Source organism: Absicoccus intestinalis (assembly GCF_033971885.1).
In the GTDB taxonomy this organism is placed as follows: Bacteria; Bacillota_I; Bacilli_A; order Erysipelotrichales; family Erysipelotrichaceae; genus Absicoccus; species Absicoccus intestinalis.
This window is the reverse complement of record NZ_JALBUS010000003.1, coordinates 20,631-36,471: the sequence shown is the minus strand read 5'-3', so window position 1 is coordinate 36,471 and position 15,841 is coordinate 20,631. Positions and strand designations below refer to the sequence as shown.

At 38.8% G+C, this 15,841-nt stretch carries 17 protein-coding genes; 4 read left to right on the top strand and 13 right to left on the bottom strand.

Features of this window, described 5'->3' with window-relative positions; translation table 11 throughout:
- The first annotated feature begins 2 nt into the window (after window positions 1-2).
- Genes MOZ64_RS02390 through MOZ64_RS02375 form a run of 4 tightly spaced genes read left to right on the top strand, consistent with a single transcriptional unit; the run spans window position 3 to window position 3,522 of the window.
- Window positions 3-515 carry an NUDIX hydrolase gene (locus tag MOZ64_RS02390; RefSeq protein ID WP_320325025.1) on the top strand — a complete coding sequence of 171 codons (513 nt, stop codon included), beginning with the start codon at window positions 3-5 and terminating at the stop codon, window positions 513-515.
- A gap of 3 nt (window positions 516-518) precedes the next feature.
- Window positions 519-1,712, top strand: a complete 1,194-nt coding sequence (locus MOZ64_RS02385; RefSeq protein WP_320325024.1) for an ATP-grasp domain-containing protein — start codon at window positions 519-521, stop codon at window positions 1,710-1,712.
- 2 nt (window positions 1,713-1,714) lie between these two features.
- On the top strand, window positions 1,715-2,470 hold the full coding sequence (locus tag MOZ64_RS02380) for an alpha/beta hydrolase (protein ID WP_320325023.1): 756 nt from the start codon (window positions 1,715-1,717) through the stop codon (window positions 2,468-2,470).
- Window positions 2,449-3,522: a metallophosphoesterase gene (locus MOZ64_RS02375; protein ID WP_320325022.1), complete on the top strand. Its 1,074-nt coding sequence runs from the start codon at window positions 2,449-2,451 to the stop codon at window positions 3,520-3,522. The genes MOZ64_RS02380 and MOZ64_RS02375 overlap by 22 nt, the downstream gene beginning before the upstream one ends.
- Before the next feature lie 8 nt (window positions 3,523-3,530).
- Here MOZ64_RS02375 and MOZ64_RS02370 read toward each other — a convergent pair whose 3' ends face one another.
- The 13 genes from MOZ64_RS02370 to rnpM form a co-directional block, all read right to left on the bottom strand.
- Window positions 3,531-4,568: a threonine aldolase family protein gene (locus MOZ64_RS02370; RefSeq protein ID WP_320325021.1), complete on the bottom strand. Its 1,038-nt coding sequence runs from the start codon at window positions 4,566-4,568 to the stop codon at window positions 3,531-3,533.
- Window positions 4,569-4,638: 70 nt separating this feature from the next.
- Window positions 4,639-5,991: a butyryl-CoA:acetate CoA-transferase gene (locus MOZ64_RS02365; protein ID WP_320325020.1), complete on the bottom strand. Its 1,353-nt coding sequence runs from the start codon at window positions 5,989-5,991 to the stop codon at window positions 4,639-4,641.
- Between the two features lie 14 nt (window positions 5,992-6,005).
- Window positions 6,006-6,785, bottom strand: a complete 780-nt coding sequence (locus MOZ64_RS02360) for an enoyl-CoA hydratase-related protein (RefSeq protein WP_320325019.1) — start codon at window positions 6,783-6,785, stop codon at window positions 6,006-6,008.
- A 62-nt stretch (window positions 6,786-6,847) separates the two neighbouring features.
- The gene (locus tag MOZ64_RS02355; protein ID WP_320325018.1) at window positions 6,848-7,690 is read right to left on the bottom strand and encodes a 3-hydroxyacyl-CoA dehydrogenase family protein; all 843 of its coding nucleotides are present in this window, start codon (window positions 7,688-7,690) and stop codon (window positions 6,848-6,850) included.
- 15 nt (window positions 7,691-7,705) lie between these two features.
- Window positions 7,706-8,737, bottom strand: a complete 1,032-nt coding sequence (locus tag MOZ64_RS02350) for an electron transfer flavoprotein subunit alpha/FixB family protein (protein WP_320325017.1) — start codon at window positions 8,735-8,737, stop codon at window positions 7,706-7,708.
- Between the two features lie 15 nt (window positions 8,738-8,752).
- Window positions 8,753-9,547 carry an electron transfer flavoprotein subunit beta/FixA family protein gene (locus MOZ64_RS02345; RefSeq protein ID WP_320325016.1) on the bottom strand — a complete coding sequence of 265 codons (795 nt, stop codon included), beginning with the start codon at window positions 9,545-9,547 and terminating at the stop codon, window positions 8,753-8,755.
- A 19-nt stretch (window positions 9,548-9,566) separates the two neighbouring features.
- On the bottom strand, window positions 9,567-10,706 hold the full coding sequence (locus MOZ64_RS02340) for an acyl-CoA dehydrogenase (protein ID WP_320325015.1): 1,140 nt from the start codon (window positions 10,704-10,706) through the stop codon (window positions 9,567-9,569).
- A gap of 163 nt (window positions 10,707-10,869) precedes the next feature.
- A complete protein-coding gene (locus MOZ64_RS02335) occupies window positions 10,870-12,099 on the bottom strand; it encodes a thiolase family protein (RefSeq protein WP_320325014.1) in 1,230 nt (409 codons plus the stop codon).
- A gap of 76 nt (window positions 12,100-12,175) precedes the next feature.
- Window positions 12,176-13,030 (bottom strand): carbohydrate kinase family protein, encoded by an 855-nt coding sequence (locus MOZ64_RS02330; RefSeq protein WP_320325013.1) that lies wholly within the window; start codon window positions 13,028-13,030, stop codon window positions 12,176-12,178.
- Between the two features lie 37 nt (window positions 13,031-13,067).
- Window positions 13,068-13,409 (bottom strand): 30S ribosome-binding factor RbfA, encoded by a 342-nt coding sequence (gene rbfA / locus MOZ64_RS02325; protein ID WP_320325012.1) that lies wholly within the window; start codon window positions 13,407-13,409, stop codon window positions 13,068-13,070.
- Between the two features lie 5 nt (window positions 13,410-13,414).
- Window positions 13,415-15,289, bottom strand: a complete 1,875-nt coding sequence (gene infB, locus MOZ64_RS02320) for a translation initiation factor IF-2 (protein ID WP_320325011.1) — start codon at window positions 15,287-15,289, stop codon at window positions 13,415-13,417.
- On the bottom strand, window positions 15,279-15,584 hold the full coding sequence (locus MOZ64_RS02315; RefSeq protein WP_320325010.1) for a L7Ae/L30e/S12e/Gadd45 family ribosomal protein: 306 nt from the start codon (window positions 15,582-15,584) through the stop codon (window positions 15,279-15,281). Before MOZ64_RS02315 ends, infB begins: the two co-directional genes overlap by 11 nt.
- Window positions 15,577-15,834: an RNase P modulator RnpM gene (gene rnpM / locus MOZ64_RS02310; protein ID WP_320325009.1), complete on the bottom strand. Its 258-nt coding sequence runs from the start codon at window positions 15,832-15,834 to the stop codon at window positions 15,577-15,579. Before rnpM ends, MOZ64_RS02315 begins: the two co-directional genes overlap by 8 nt.
- Window positions 15,835-15,841 lie beyond the last annotated feature (7 nt).

Below are 15,841 nucleotides of genomic sequence, written 5' to 3'. Positions count from 1 at the left end.
CTATGAAAGAAAAAGAAATTTATCAAGGTGTTATTTTTACATTGACACAAAAACAAGTCATGGTCAATGGCATGCAAGTGCAACGAGATATCATTCATCATCCAGGAGGTGTTGGTATTCTTTTGATCCATGCCAACAAACTTTTACTTGTTTCGCAAATGCGACCCGCCATTGATGAAAAGACCATCGAAATTCCGGCTGGAAAATTGGAATATGGCGAAGATCCGTATGAAGCCGGTATGCGTGAACTCAATGAAGAAACTGGATTTACCGCCAAAAAGTTGAAACCCATTTTGACTATGGTGTCGACACCTGGATTTTGTGATGAGAAAATTTGGATCTATGAAGCCATCGATCCGGCCCCGGCAAAAATCAAGCTGGATTGTGATCCCGATGAAGACATTGAAACGATGTGGATCGATTTAGCAACTGCCCAGAAATGGATCCAAGATGGGAAAATTATCGATGCGAAAACGATCCTAGCTATACAGCATGCACTTTTGGAAAGAAGGTAGTTTATGAATTTTGTGTTTATCAGTCCAAATTATCCAGAACATTATTGGATGTTTTGTCGAGGATTAAAAAAATACGGAGCTACCGTTCTAGCCATTGTTGATCAACCGTATGATAGTTTATCCAATGATTTAAAAGCCAATGTAGATGAATGCTACGTGGTTGATAATTTCTATGATTATGATGCCATATTAAAAGCTTGCGGCTATTTTACTTTTAAATATGGCAAGATTGATTGGATCGAATCCAATAATGAGGCTTGGATGCAATTGGATGCACGTCTACGCGATGATTTCCATGTAACCACTGGATTTGATTTTAAAACCATCACCGAATATCAATCCAAGGCAGCGATGAAAAAATATTATGAAAAAGCAGGATTAAAAACGGCGCGCTATGCTTTGGTGCATTCGCTACAAGATGCGATGGATTTTGTTGATGAAGTGGGCTATCCCGTTGTATTAAAACCCGATCATGGTGTGGGTGCTAGTTTTACCTATCAAATTGATGGTATTCATGAATTGAAAAAAATCTATGCGATGACCAAACAATACCAAATGATCATCGAACAATTTGTGGATGGGGATATTTTTACGTTAGACGGAATTGCGGATGCAGATGGTACCATTCGATATCTCAATTCCCTGCAATATGTGGGCAATGTCATGGATAGCGTTGTATATCATTTAAGTATTGGTTGTTATACGGAATTTAAGATCGATCAAAAAGAACAAGACATTGCTCAAAGAGTTGTTCATGCTTTTGGCATCAAAAACCGGTTTTTTCATGGTGAATATTTTCGTTTACGAAAAGACCAAGCCAATCTCGGCAAAAAAGGAGATGTCATTGGATTGGAATTGAATTTTCGTCCTCCCGGAGGCTTTTCTCCCGATTTGATGAATTATGCTGGTAATCTGGATGTGTATGATCTCTGGGCCGAAGTTTTATTGACCCAACAAGCTTCGTACTCCAAATTAAAACGATTTTCAGCTGGTTTTGCTGGTCGTCGAAATAGCATCCAATATAAATACTCTGCCAACGAAATCAAGGACTTATTTCCCGATGAATGGATCCAAACAGTCTATTTATCGCCTGCTTTTGCCACTGCTATGGGAGATGAAGCCATTATTGCTCGCTTTTCCGATGCAAAATCTCGCTCAGAATTCTTTAAGAAAGCATTAGAAACAAAGGAGAGTTGATCATGTATCAAAAATTTGAATGTTATATGCCTCCTTTTCATGAAAATCGGACCATTCATGTCTATGTGCCGGATACAAATAAACGGTATCCGGTTTTATACATGTTTGATGGACACAATTTATTTTTCGACCAAGAAGCTACCTATGGACGATCTTGGCGAATGGGAGACAATTTAGAACGTTTACATAGAGAATGTATCGTTGTCGGTCAAGAATGTTCGCATCATAATAATGATCGATTAAGTGAATACAGTCCTTATTCATTTTATGCACCAGGTATCGAACAAGATTTTGAAGGATGGGGCGATAAGACCATGGAATTTTTCACCCAAACTTTAAAACCTTTCATTGATAAAAACTATCCGACTCTTTCCAATCGAAAAAATACATGGATTGGCGGATCGAGTTGTGGTGGCTTGATGGCCTATTATGCAGGCATGAAATATAGTGCCATCTACGCAAAGGCCGTATGTGTATCCCCTTATTTTTTACCGATGATCGATCAACTGTATCGCGATACCCAAAATACAAAAATCAGAAAATCGACTGATTTTTATTTCTCTTGGGGTGCAAAAGAAATAGGCGCACATGGCTTTGTGGAAGAAACCAAAGATATTCTTGATCTAGCAACTTTACTAAGTCAAAATGGCCATCGAATCACATTTCATGTGAAACCAGAGGGCGAACATTGTGAAAGGGACTGGGAGGCCGAAATCCCAGCAATTTGTGAATTTTTATGGACCGATCTGTCAAAGTAAAAAAATTAGATTCCACGTTAGGCCGTACCATTGCGATCAGTGATATTCATGGAAATTACGATCGATATTTGGCATTATTAAAAAAGATCCATTACCAACCCAATCACGATCGATTGATCTTAGTGGGTGATTTTATTGAAAAAGGACCAAAAAATCTTCTGCTTTTGCGATACATCATGCATCAAGTTGAAACCGAAGATGTTCATGTATTGATGGGAAATTGTGACTTTACCTGTAAGAATGTCTTATATTCGTATCGATTGGATTTTTTGCGTTATATATTGCTCATGCGTAAAGCCAGTGTCCTTCATGAAATGGAAGCCGAAATTCAATATACCTTTCATGAAGAGGTGGATATGGCAGCGTATTGTCAAATGATGCGGACTCATTTTTTAAAAGAATTAAGTTTTGTGAATGATCTTCCCCATGTCATTGAAACCCCCGATACGATCTATGCCCATGCTGCTTTGGTCAATCCCGATCATTACGGTTCCGATTTTAAAGAAGTGATCAATCAATCTTTCTTTTTAAAGCGCAATGTTTATTTTCCCAAGCGAGTTGTCGTGGGTCATATGCCTGTTACCGAATATTGTCATCATATTGCGAATTTTGATCCAATCTATGATTCAAAGATGAATGTATATAGTATCGATGGTGGAAATATCGTAAAAAAGCAGTCTGGGCAATTGAATGCGCTTATTTTTGATGGTCATACCATTCAAACCGAATCCATCGATGAATTACCAGAGAAAAAAGTCATCCAAGATGTAGACCCTGGTTTTCAATTGCCTATTTTTATTACATGGAATGAAGGAAAAGTAGATATTCTGCAAAAGAGCTCTACACATTCGCTTGTGTATAATGCGTATTTGAAACGAAAATTTTGGGTACCCAATGTTTTTATTCAACATGGCAAGGCGAATGAATATACGACCTATGAAATGCCATTAAAAAAAGGTGATACCGTTAAATTGGTATGCACCTATGAAGATAAAGCCCAAATTAAAAAGAATGGTATCCTTGGCTGGACCTATATGACCAATCTAGAATGAGAGATTGGTCATTTTTTGATTTTTGCGGTCTCTTTGAGCGCTTCACATAAATCGTTAATATGTTGTTGCGTTGTGGTAAATCCTGTCACCAAGCGAATAATGTATTGCCCTTCCCATTCGTCCCAAATATCAAAATCGACCTTTTCCGATAAGTATTCGAATTGTTCATTGGTCAAGATTGGAAAGACTTGATTGGTGTAGGCTTTCATCAAGAGTGGATAACCTAAATTATGTAAAGCATTCTGCAATTGAACCGATAATTCATCCTCATGCTTGGCTATTTGATAAAATTTATCATCTTGGAATAAAACTTGAAATTGTAAACCAATTAACCAGGATTTTGCCATCATTGCTCCCGTTTGTTTCATCACAAAAGGAAATCCATCTTCTAATGCAGGATTTGTGATAAGAATGGCGGAACCAAATAAACCTCCATTTTTGGAAATACCAATTGTAAAGATATCACATAACTTTGCGATATCATTTAATGTATATCCCACACCTGACATCAAAGCAACACCCAATCTTTCTCCATCGAGGATCAAATATAAACCTAATTCTTTACATTTATCATGAATGGCATGGAGCTCATCTTCGGAATAAATGGTTCCCATTTCGGTTGCATTCGAAATAAAAACGGCTTTCGGGTAGACCATCATGCCATATCCTAACATATGTTGATTGAATGTTTTTTCAATAGCTGATGGCGTAATTTTTCCATCGTTATCATCTACGATGATGACTTTATGGCCGGTTGCTTCAATGGCACCGGCTTCTCTTGTTGAAATATGAGCGGTCTTACAAGCAATCACAGCTTCATATGGTTTTAAGATGGCCTTAAAAATTGTGGCATTCGCTATTGTGCCTCCGCTTACAAAATGAACATCAATATGAACATCGGGCATTTTCGATTGCAGTATATCTTTGGCTTTTTGACATTCTTCATCCTGCCCATAGGGCATATATGGATGGGAGTCCTTGGCCTTTAATGCATCAATGATTTCAGGAATACATCCAACTTGATAGTCATTTCTAAAATATAACATGGTGACTCCTCCTTTCATCCTATAGTATAACATAGAAAAACGGCTATATCATATAGCCGTATAATAATAGTTAGACATTGACATGGGCATTATGTTTCCGCCAAATATGCATTTTTTCTGCTTCTTCGATCAATTGTTGACGGAAATCTGGATGTGCGATCGAAATCAATCCTTCCGCACGCTCCCAAGTACTTTTACCCTTTAGATTGACCATACCATATTCGGTTACGACATAGTGCGTATTGGCACGAGTATCCGTAACCGCCGATCCTGGATGTAAGATTGGTAAAATACGAGAGAATGTCTCACCTTTTTTATTGGTAAATGTACTTGAACAACAAATAAAAGATTTACCACCTTTTGATAAATAAGCCCCTAACACAAAGTCTAATTGGCCACCAGCCCCACTGATTTGACGAATACCAGAACTTTCAGCACTCACTTGACCAAATAAATCAATATCTACCGTATTGTTGATGGAAATAAAGTTATCAATTTGGGAAATGGTACGAGGATCATTGGTATAATCAACCGGAGCCATCATACATTCTGGATTATCATTGAGATAATCATACATTTCCTTACTACCTTGTCCAAACGCATAGACTTGTCGACCTGGATTTAAGTTCTTTTTCGATCCATCGATCTTGCCTGCACGAGCCATATCTACAAAAGAATCCACATACATTTCAGTATGTACACCTAAATGTTTCAGATCCGATTTGGCAATCAAGGCACCTACTGCATTGGGCATGCCACCAATACCAAGTTGTAAGCAAGCTCCATCAGGAATTTCATTGACGATTAATTCGGCAACTTTTTGATCTACTTCAGATGGTTTTCCACCCTTAGGAATTGTTTCTAGAGGCGCATTATCACTTTCAACGATCATATCAACTTTTGAAATATGAACACCTGTGCCCCATCCACCTAAACAACGAGGCATATTTGTATTTACTTCAACGATCACTTTATCGGCTCGCTCTAGAATGGCATATTGATGCGATGCATTGGGTCCAAAATTGAAATACCCAAATGAATCCATGGGTGCAACACGGAACATGGCTACTTGAATATCATCGATTTCATATAAGCAATAACTTGGTAATTCCGAGTAACGAATGGGATTGTAGTAAGCGATATCTTCCATGCATGCTTTTCGTTCAATACCGGACATGTGCCATGAATTCCAGCAAAAATGAGCGGGAGCGTTTTCAATATCGAAGATGGCAGGTCGTTTCAACAAAATGGCACCACGAATCTTCACATCTTCCAATTGAGGCATACGCTTTGCCAAGGCTTTATCCAATGTATCAACAATGCCAAGACCAAATCCATAGTCGATCCAGTCACCACTATGGATACATTGAACGGCTTGATCCGCCGTTGTTAATTTAGCGGCATATTCAGCTGCAAAATCCATATGTATCGCCATCCTTATTTATTCTTGAATTCTTTGTCTTTGACACGATTGACAAAGCATTCCATACCATATTTTTGATCTTCGGTCTTGAAGCATTCCGAGAATTCAGATACTTCTAATTTCACGGCATCATCGATATTTTGTTGAAGTCCTTCATTGATGGCTTTTTTTGCATGAGCTACGGCAATTGGCGCATTAGCCGCAATACGATTGGCAAGTTTCATGGCTGTAGCCATCAAATCATCGGATGCAACTACATCATTGACCAATCCAATTTCTTTTGCTTTATCGGCTTTGATATTGCGCGCTGTATAAATCATTTCTTTGGCAATACCGGTAGGAATCAAACGAGCTAAACGTTGTGTACCACCAAATCCTGGAGTAATACCAAGACCTACTTCTGGTTGTCCAAATACAGCATTTTCACTCGCTAGACGAATATCACATGACATGGCTAATTCACATCCACCGCCAAGAGCGAATCCATTGACAGCAGCAATAACAGGACAATGCAATTGTTCGATACGACGGAAGATACTATTTCCATATCCACTGTATTCTGCTGCTTCTTCGACTGTCTTATCTTTCATTTCAACGATATCGGCACCGGCAACAAAGCTCTTGGATCCAGCACCAGTGATGATCAGGGCATATGTATCCATATCTTCTTCTACGGTTTTGACAGCTTCTTCAAGATCTTTTAGTACAGCTGTTGCTAAGGCATTTAATGCTTTGGGACGATTGATCGTAATGATCGATACGTGTCCTTGTTTTTCAAATAATACGTTTTCCATATTTATTATATCCTTTCTAAAAAAGAGGTGGAATGTATGTCCCACCTCGATCCAATCTACAATTAGTTATATTTGTAGAATCCTTCGCCAGTTTTACGTCCTAATTTACCGGCACGAACCATTTTTCTTAATAATGTACATGCACGATATTTAGAATCGCCTGTTTCGTTGTAAAGAACATCCATAACGTCCAATACGATATCCAAACCAATCAAATCACCTAATTCAAGTGGTCCCATTGGATGGTTAGCACCCAACTTCATGGCTGTATCGATATCTTCAGCACTAGCAACACCTTCTTGTAATACGAATACACCTTCGTTGATCAAAGGGACTAAAATACGGTTTACAACAAAACCAGGTGCTTCATTTACTTCAACTGGTGTTTTACCAATTTGCTCAGATAATTCTTTAACAGCTTGTACGGTTTCGTCTTTTGTAGCACCACCACGGATAACTTCGATCAATTTCATACGATCAGCTGGGTTAAAGAAGTGCATACCAATTACTTCATGTTTAACACCATTAGCGATTTCTGTAATGGATAAACTTGATGTATTGGAGCAGAAGATTGTAGAATCTTTACAAATACCATCTAATGTTTTGAATAAATCTTGTTTTACTTTTACTTGTTCCAAGACAGCTTCCACAACATAGTCCGCATCAGCTAATCCTGAATAATCCGATTCACCAGCCGTTAAATTTGCTTTGATTGCATTGGCAGCATCTTCGGCAATTTTTCCGCGAGAAACAAGTTTATCTAATTTTGCACCAATTTTATTGATACCATTTTGTGCCCATTCGATTTTAATATCACATACTGTGACTTGGTTACCAGCAGCAGCAAAGGCTTGAGCAATGCCTTGACCCATTGTACCGGCACCAATAACACCAATTTTACTCATGTATTTTGATCTCCTTTACTCTGATTTTGCGTCTTTGATGGATTGTACTAACAAAGGAAGAACTTTGTTTACATCACCAACAAATCCCATGTTAGAAATTGTAAAGATTTCAGCTTGAGGATCACGGTTGATCGAAATGATCAAGTCAGATTTGTCCATACCTGCACAGTGTTGAACGGCACCCGAAATACCGCAAGCAATATATAAGGAAGGACGTACGGTCTTACCTGTTTGGCCAACTTGACGGCTCTTATCCATGTATCCATCTTCAACAACGGCACGTGTACAACATACAACACCACCTAATTCATCAGCAACTTGTTGAACTAAATCCAAGCAGTTTTCTGCACCACGACCAGCACCAACTAAGATGTCAGCTTTTGTGATATCTACATCAGATTTCACTTTTTCGATTACCTTTTCAACAAATACTTGTGGTTCAGTTGTTGTCCAAGTTGGTTTGAATTCATCAACTTCACCTTGACGAGATTCGTCAACTGGAGCTAATTCAAAGACTTTTGGTCGAATTGTAGCCATTTGTGGACGCGTATCTTTACAAACGATCGTTCCGAATAAGTTACCACCAAAAGTTGGACGAGTAACATCTAATAATGATTCGCCTGTCTCTTTTGCATAATCAATATCGACTTCGATCTTTGTAGCATCAGCTGTCAAACCAACATTTAAACGAGCAGCTACACGTGGAGCTAGATCACGTCCCAATGGAGTGGCACCTGTTAACATAGCATCTGGTTTATAAGCATTGACTACTTGTGTTAATGCATCTGCATAAAATTGGGTAGAATAATCTTTCAAAAGAGGATCGTCAACAACGATAACCTTATCTGCACCATGAGCGATTACTTCTTGTGCTTTGTCTTTTACATTTTCTCCAAGCAATACACCAACTACTTTGTATCCGAATTCAGGAATAGAAGCAACTAGTTTTCTTGCTTCTGAAATAAGTTCATAACTTACTTCAGCTACATTTCCGTTTTCTTGTTCAACGAAAACGAAGACATCTTTGTATTCTTCAAATCGAGCCATTCTGTTTCTTCCCTCCTACTTCGTAATGATTTGCTTTTCTTTCAAAGTTTTAGCAATCATATCTGCAGTTTCCTGCTCTGATAATGTAAATGTTTCCGTCTTATCGGTAACATCCTTTGTGAAAGTTGTTTTTACCGATGTAGGTGAACCTTTGAAACCAACACGGTTTGGATCTACACCTAAATCTGCATTTGTTAATGTTTCAATTTTGTTTTCTTTGCATAAGTCAACGATATTGTCACATTGCATATAACGAGGTGTATTCATTTCGGATAATGTTGTGATGACACAAGGCAATTTAACCTTAACGATTTGTTCAACATCTTCCAATGATTTCTTGACCGTAATGGATTCATCATTGACATCAATGATCTCATCGACATAGGTAACTTGAGGGATTCCTAAACGTTCAGCTGTTTGAGGACCAACCTGAGCTGTATCACCATCAATGGCTTGACGACCAGCAATGACAAGATCAAATCCTACTTTTTTCAAAGCAGCAGCCAAAGCAATACTTGTAGCACATGTATCAGATCCACCTAATACACGGTCTGTTAATAAGACACCTTTGTCAGCGCCCATAGCTACACCTTGTTTTAACATATCGGCAGCTTTTGGCAATCCCATAGTCATAACGACAACTTCAGTGTCTGGGTTTTTATCTTTAATTTCCAATGCAGCTTCCAAACCAGCTAGATCATCGGGGTTCGTAATTGCAGGAACACCATCACGAACCAATGCACCAGTCTTTTTATCAACTGTGATTTCTGTTGAATCGGGAACTTGTTTTTCTAGAACAACGATTTTCATATGAGTATTCAATCCTTTCTTATCGTAACATCGATCCTGAAATTACCATTCTTTGTACTTCAGAAGTACCTTCATAGATTTCAGTGATCTTAGCATCACGGAACATTCTTTCAACTGGCAAGTCACGAGTATATCCATAACCACCTAATAATTGGATAGCCTTTGTAGTTACTTCCATAGCTGTTTCGGATGCAAATAATTTAGCTTCTGCAGCTAATACCGTATAAGGCTGACCCGTTTCTTTAGCCATAGCAGCTTTGTAAACCATCAAACGAGCTGCATCTACTTTGGTTTGCATATCTGCCAATTGGAATTGCGTGTTTTGGAAACGAGCAATAGGACGTCCAAATTGTTTACGTTGTTTTACATAAGGAACGGCTTCATCAATTGCACCTTGTGCCAATCCAACTGCTTGTGCGGCGATACCAATACGACCACCATCCAATGTCTTCATCGCAACCTTGAATCCTTGTCCTTCTTTTCCTAACAAGTTTTCTTTTGGTACTTTTACATTATTGAAGATCAACTCACGAGTAGCAGAACCACGAATACCTAATTTCTTTTCATGAAGACCGAATGTGAATCCTTCCCATCCTTTTTCAACGATGAAAGCAGAAATACCATGATTTCCTTTTGTTTTATCTGTCATAGCGAAGATGATATAAACATCTGCTTCTCCAGCATTTGTGATGAAGATCTTTGTACCATTCAAGATATAATGATCACCATCTAAAACAGCTGTTGTTTGTTGACCGGCAGCATCGGTACCGGCATTTGGTTCGGTTAAACCAAAGGCAGCAATCTTCTTACCTGTGCAAAGGTCAGTTAAATATTTTGCTTTTTGTTCTTCTGTACCAAAAGCCGCAATTGGCCAAGTACCTAATGAAGTATGTGCACTTAATACCGTAGATGTTGTACAGCATTTTTTAGCTAATTCTTCAACAGCTAAGATATAGCTTAGATAATCAGCACCAGCTCCTCCATATTCACGAGGGTATGGGATTCCCAACATCTTTGCTTGGCGCATAGCTTCTACGTTTTCTTTAGGGAATCTTTCTTGTTCGTCTACATCCGCTGCGTTATCTTTAACGACAGTTTCAGCAACTTCTCTGAACAACATTTGCATCATTTGTTGTTGTTCTGTAAAATTGAAATCCATAAATTTAAAGTTCTCCTTTCCTTATTGTTCAACTTCAAATTTGGTATGAAATCCCATTCATACGATGTAATTGTACCGAGAATGCATTCGGTAGTCAATGACTTTGTGAATTTATTTACAAGTAAAAGAAGATAAGCATTCACCTATCTTCTTTCTGTTTTGATTAGTCGAAATCGCGTGTCCACAAACCGGCCATAGCTGGTCCACCACCAACGCAAAGGCTAGCACAACCAATCTTGGCATCTTGACGAATCATTTCATACAATAACGTAACTGTGATACGCAATGCGGAACATCCAACAGGGTGTCCTAAAGAAATACCTGATCCATTCAAGTTCGTTTTGTTACGATCTACGATATATCCGTAATCTTCTTTCAATTTTCTTTCTACACCAATGAATTGAGCAGCAAACGCTTCGTTTACTTCCCAGTAATCAACATCTTCGAATTTAACACCGGCAGCATACAAGCACTTTGGAATTGCAACAGCAGGTCCAAGACCCATGTATTTAGGATCTACACCTTTTCCACAGATGTACATCATTTTAGCCATTGGTTTGATACCTAATTCTTTGGCTTTATCCATTGACATAACAATAACAGCAGCGGCAGCATCATTGATACCAGAAGCATTGGCAGCTGTCGTTACACCATCTTTATTGAATACAGGACGCAATTTTGAAATTGTTTCCATGTTGCATCCACGAATCATATGTTCATCTGTATCATGAACGATATCACCTTTTTTACGTGTATGTTCAATAATTGGAATCATTTCATCCTTGAACTTACCTTCATCTGTTGCTTTGCATGCACGTGAATGTGACATAACGGCTAATTCATCACATTCTTCACGAGTGATTCCATATAATTTAGCAACATTATCAGCTGTACATCCCATATGTCCTTGAGATAATTCATCATATAATGCATCATGCAACAATGAATCATACATTTCAGCTTGGCCAGCTGAAGGAATACTTCCCATACGATATCCCATACGTGCTTTTGGCAACAAGAATGGAGCTTGTGTCATATTTTCGGCACCAACAACCAAACCAATTTCCGTTTTTCCTAATTGTACATCGTTACATGCAATTTCCAATGCACGCATACCAGATGCACAGTTTTGGTTTACAGTAACTGCGTTACTTTCTTTAGACATACCAATACGCATCGATACTTGACGAGCTGGTAATGAACCTTGCATACCACCGTATACTTGACCCATAACGATCTCATCTACATCCGTTGGTTGAATTCCAGCACGTTTGATAGCTTCTTTACCAACTTCGATAGCTAATTCACGGGCAGAAATATTCTTAAATTCACCCAAGAATTTACCAATGGCAGTACGACATGCACTGACAATGACTACATCTTTTGTTTCCATGATTTACCTCCGTATATAATCATTTTACGTGTTTAAAATTACCATAAAAGAATAGCCTTGTCAATATTTTCACAAATTATTTGCGATTTTTTTCACAAATAGATAACCGTTCATTAACGGATTCCCATGTTGGTACCGAAAGAACGCCACCCAGTCCCTCACAAACCATCGCTGCAGCCATATTCGATATGCGAATACAAGAAGGAATATCAAATCCAGAATCCATACCATACGCAAAAGCTCCATGAAAAACATCACCAGCTCCTGTTGTATCCATCACCTTACAGGGATAACTTGGATATACTTGATTTTGATAGATACATCCCTTCGATCCTTGTGTCCAAATACTGGAAGGATTTAATGCTGCTAGTTCATGATAAGAATGAATATCCAACATATTTGTAAATTGCTGGCTACAAATTAAATAATCCACCTGGTGAATCAAATCCTCTGTTTCTGGCTTATATTTATCGCCATCCAGTATCGTAATGGCAGACGGATAACGCTTCATAGCCTCTTTACACCATTCCACTTCATGACCATCCATTAAGATCACATCGACTTGGTCTGGCCACATAGGCTCCATACTTGATTCCTTTTGAATCGGTACATTTAAAATCGTACGATCTCCCGAAGGAAATACTAAAATATGACTTTGCGAAGTGGTGATAGATGGATCAATCACCATACTAGAAACATCGATATTCACTTCTTGTAAAGTTTTTATGATTTCTTTACCCCATACATCATTCCCAACTCGTGTCATGATGTGTGTATCCGCATGCCATTTTCCACAAACATACATTGCACAAGAAACCGGACCGCCCATACAAGATACACTATGATAAATACGTATTTTTTCATTTTCTGGTATATGATCAACAGGCAAAACCATATCATATACCGATTGTCCAATACCCAATATGCTCATATCTAAAATATACACAAAAAAAGGAATAGCTCAAAGACTATTCCTCACCAATTTCATGTAAGATCTTTTCAATGCGATTTCCTTGTTCCAAACTCTTGTCTTGAATAAATACAAGTTCAGGCGTTTTACGAATCTTTAATCGTTTCGAAAGTTCCGTACGAATATATCCCTTCGAATGATCCAAAACACGTAAACCTGCATCATTTCTTTCTTGTTTACCAAGAAAAGAGACATAGACTTTTGCCACCGATAAATCTTTTGAACATTGCACATCCGTTACCGTCACAAATCCCAATTTAGGATTTTTTAAATCAAACTGTAAGATGTTCGAAATCTCTCGTTGAATGATCATATCCAATCGTTCTCTTTTGAGTGACATAGCAATTATTGTTCAACCTCTTGATCTTCGTACAATTCAAAGATATCACCCACTTTGATATCATTGAAGTTTTCAATGGTCATACCACATTCATAACCAGTCTGTACTTCTTTGACCGCATCTTTAAATCGTTGTAACGAGCCGAGCTTACCATCATAGATGACAATACCATCACGAATCAAGCGAACTTTGGCATCCCGTTTCGCAACACCATCCGTTACTTTACATCCAGCAATCGTACCGACTTTGGAAGCTCGATAGGTCTCACGCACTTCCGCTTGACCAATCACAACTTCTTCATATACCGGTGCCAACATACCTTTCATGGCCCCTTCTAATTCTTCCAATGCTTTGTAGATGATGTTATGAAGACGAATCTCAACGCCTTCTTCTTCAGCCTTCTTACGAATCGCAGCGGTCGGACGAATATTGAAACCATAAATAATGGCATTGGAAGCACTGGCCAACATGATATCGGATTCTGAAATCGTACCCACGGTGGATCGAATGACATTGACTTTAACGGTATCTACTTCTAATTTTTCCATCGAAGCAGCCAAAGCCTCCGCTGAACCTTGTACATCGGCTTTGATGATGACATTGATTTCTTTCATGTCTTCTTCTGAAATCTTACGAGCTAGATCTTCCAAGGACATGGCACTGGAAGCATTTCGTTCTTTTTCAATTTGTTTTTCTTCCCGTGTTTGTGCAATGCTCTGGGCTTGTTTATAGGTATCATAAGCCATGAAGACATCACTAGCACGAGGAACTTCATTCAAACCAATGATCTCAACTGGCATACTTGGACCAGCCGATTTGATTTCTTTTCCTTTATCATTGGTCATCTTTCGAATACGACCATAGGCGGTACCAACGACAACACTATCACCGGCATGCAAGGTACCACGCTGTACCAATAGTGTCGCAACCGGTCCACGCCCTTTATCCAATTTTGCTTCAATAACTGTTCCGGAAGCATTGGTATTGGGATTGGCTTTGAGTTCCTGCATATCGGCAACTAACAACATTGTTTCCAATAATTCATGGACCCCTTCGCCCGTCTTGGCAGATACTTTCTGGAAAATGGTTTCGCCACCCCATTCTTCCGGCATGACACCTAATTCCGCCATTTCACTCATCACGCGATCTGGATTCGCACCGGGCTTATCAATTTTATTGACAGCAACGACAATAGGGACATTTGCTGCTTTGGCATGGTCGACGGCTTCTTTGGTTTGTGGCATGACACCATCATCGGCAGCTACCACGATAATAACGATATCTGTCACTTGGGCTCCACGCGCACGCATAGCCGTAAAAGCCTCATGACCAGGTGTATCTAGGAAAGTAACCTTACGATCACCAACTTGTACTTGATAAGCACCAATATGCTGGGTAATACCACCAAATTCATCACCCGTTACATTGGTATTTCGTATCGTATCCAACAATGTTGTTTTTCCATGGTCGACATGCCCCATGATCGTAACAACAGGTGGACGACTGACGAGCTGTGATTCATCGTCTTCGATATTTTCCAATTGATCTTCAATATCATCTTCTTCAATTACTACTTCTTTATGTGCTTCGACATTAAATTCGGCACAAACTAATTCAATATCATCATCCGATAATACGGTATTGATGGTGGACATATTCCCAAGCAAGAATAAGAATTTAATAATTTCGGAACTATTGCGATGCATTAAATTCGCCAATTGGCCAACGGTCAATGGTTGCGAATACGTGATTTCCTTTACTTCAGGTTCCCTTTTTTTACGAACGGGTTGCTTATTGGAATGTTGCGTATTCCGCTTGTTGCTCTTGTTGTGTTTACTTGGCTTTTTTTTATGTTGTGGTTTTACTGCTTTATATGCCATCAACGTCACCTGTCCTTTCTTTTATAAAACCTTGGGCAAACGAAGCATCAGTGATGCCATACGCATTGATTGCTTTCCACGAAATTTGATCAAATAAGGAAGCATCCCATTCAATCAAAGGAATTTGATAAAAAGCACATTTATTGCGTAATTTTTTCTTTCGATTATTGCCACAAGTACGATTCATCAAAACAAGACAAACAGCACGGGATTGAATGGCTGGGATCAATCGATCGCCAGAAACCGTTTTCCCTGCTTTGATGGCCAATTGTAATAACTGGACTTCTTTATTCATGAACTAACTCCATCAATTCTTCATAGATTTCATCAGGAACATGTATCTCTAATACTTTATCTAATTTATGTGTTTTTTTGGCCTTTTCAATGGTTTCTTTACGTTTTGAAACATAGGCACCATGCCCATTGCGCTTTCCTGTTGGATCGATCTCAACCGTTTGTTGGGGGGTACGAACGATCCGAATCAATTCATTTTTAGGAAAACGTTCCTGAGTAACAACACACTTTCGCATTGGAACTTTACGCATACGATCT

Excerpts from the sequence above, each read along its gene's own strand:
- MOZ64_RS02390 (WP_320325025.1), top strand. The coding sequence starts at position 3 with ATGAAAGAAAAAGAAATTTATCAAGGTGTTATTTTTACATTGACACAA.
- MOZ64_RS02385 (WP_320325024.1), top strand. The coding sequence starts at position 519 with ATGAATTTTGTGTTTATCAGTCCAAATTATCCAGAACATTATTGGATG.
- MOZ64_RS02380 (WP_320325023.1), top strand. The coding sequence starts at position 1,715 with ATGTATCAAAAATTTGAATGTTATATGCCTCCTTTTCATGAAAATCGG.
- MOZ64_RS02375 (WP_320325022.1), top strand. The coding sequence starts at position 2,449 with ATGGACCGATCTGTCAAAGTAAAAAAATTAGATTCCACGTTAGGCCGT.
- MOZ64_RS02370 (WP_320325021.1), bottom strand. The coding sequence starts at position 4,568 with ATGTTATATTTTAGAAATGACTATCAAGTTGGATGTATTCCTGAAATC.
- MOZ64_RS02365 (WP_320325020.1), bottom strand. The coding sequence starts at position 5,991 with ATGGATTTTGCAGCTGAATATGCCGCTAAATTAACAACGGCGGATCAA.
- MOZ64_RS02360 (WP_320325019.1), bottom strand. The coding sequence starts at position 6,785 with ATGGAAAACGTATTATTTGAAAAACAAGGACACGTATCGATCATTACG.
- MOZ64_RS02355 (WP_320325018.1), bottom strand. The coding sequence starts at position 7,690 with ATGAGTAAAATTGGTGTTATTGGTGCCGGTACAATGGGTCAAGGCATT.
- MOZ64_RS02350 (WP_320325017.1), bottom strand. The coding sequence starts at position 8,737 with ATGGCTCGATTTGAAGAATACAAAGATGTCTTCGTTTTCGTTGAACAA.
- MOZ64_RS02345 (WP_320325016.1), bottom strand. The coding sequence starts at position 9,547 with ATGAAAATCGTTGTTCTAGAAAAACAAGTTCCCGATTCAACAGAAATC.
- MOZ64_RS02340 (WP_320325015.1), bottom strand. The coding sequence starts at position 10,706 with ATGGATTTCAATTTTACAGAACAACAACAAATGATGCAAATGTTGTTC.
- MOZ64_RS02335 (WP_320325014.1), bottom strand. The coding sequence starts at position 12,099 with ATGGAAACAAAAGATGTAGTCATTGTCAGTGCATGTCGTACTGCCATT.
- MOZ64_RS02330 (WP_320325013.1), bottom strand. The coding sequence starts at position 13,030 with ATGAGCATATTGGGTATTGGACAATCGGTATATGATATGGTTTTGCCT.
- rbfA (WP_320325012.1), bottom strand. The coding sequence starts at position 13,409 with ATGTCACTCAAAAGAGAACGATTGGATATGATCATTCAACGAGAGATT.
- infB (WP_320325011.1), bottom strand. The coding sequence starts at position 15,289 with ATGGCATATAAAGCAGTAAAACCACAACATAAAAAAAAGCCAAGTAAA.
- MOZ64_RS02315 (WP_320325010.1), bottom strand. The coding sequence starts at position 15,584 with ATGAATAAAGAAGTCCAGTTATTACAATTGGCCATCAAAGCAGGGAAA.
- rnpM (WP_320325009.1), bottom strand. The coding sequence starts at position 15,834 with ATGCGTAAAGTTCCAATGCGAAAGTGTGTTGTTACTCAGGAACGTTTT.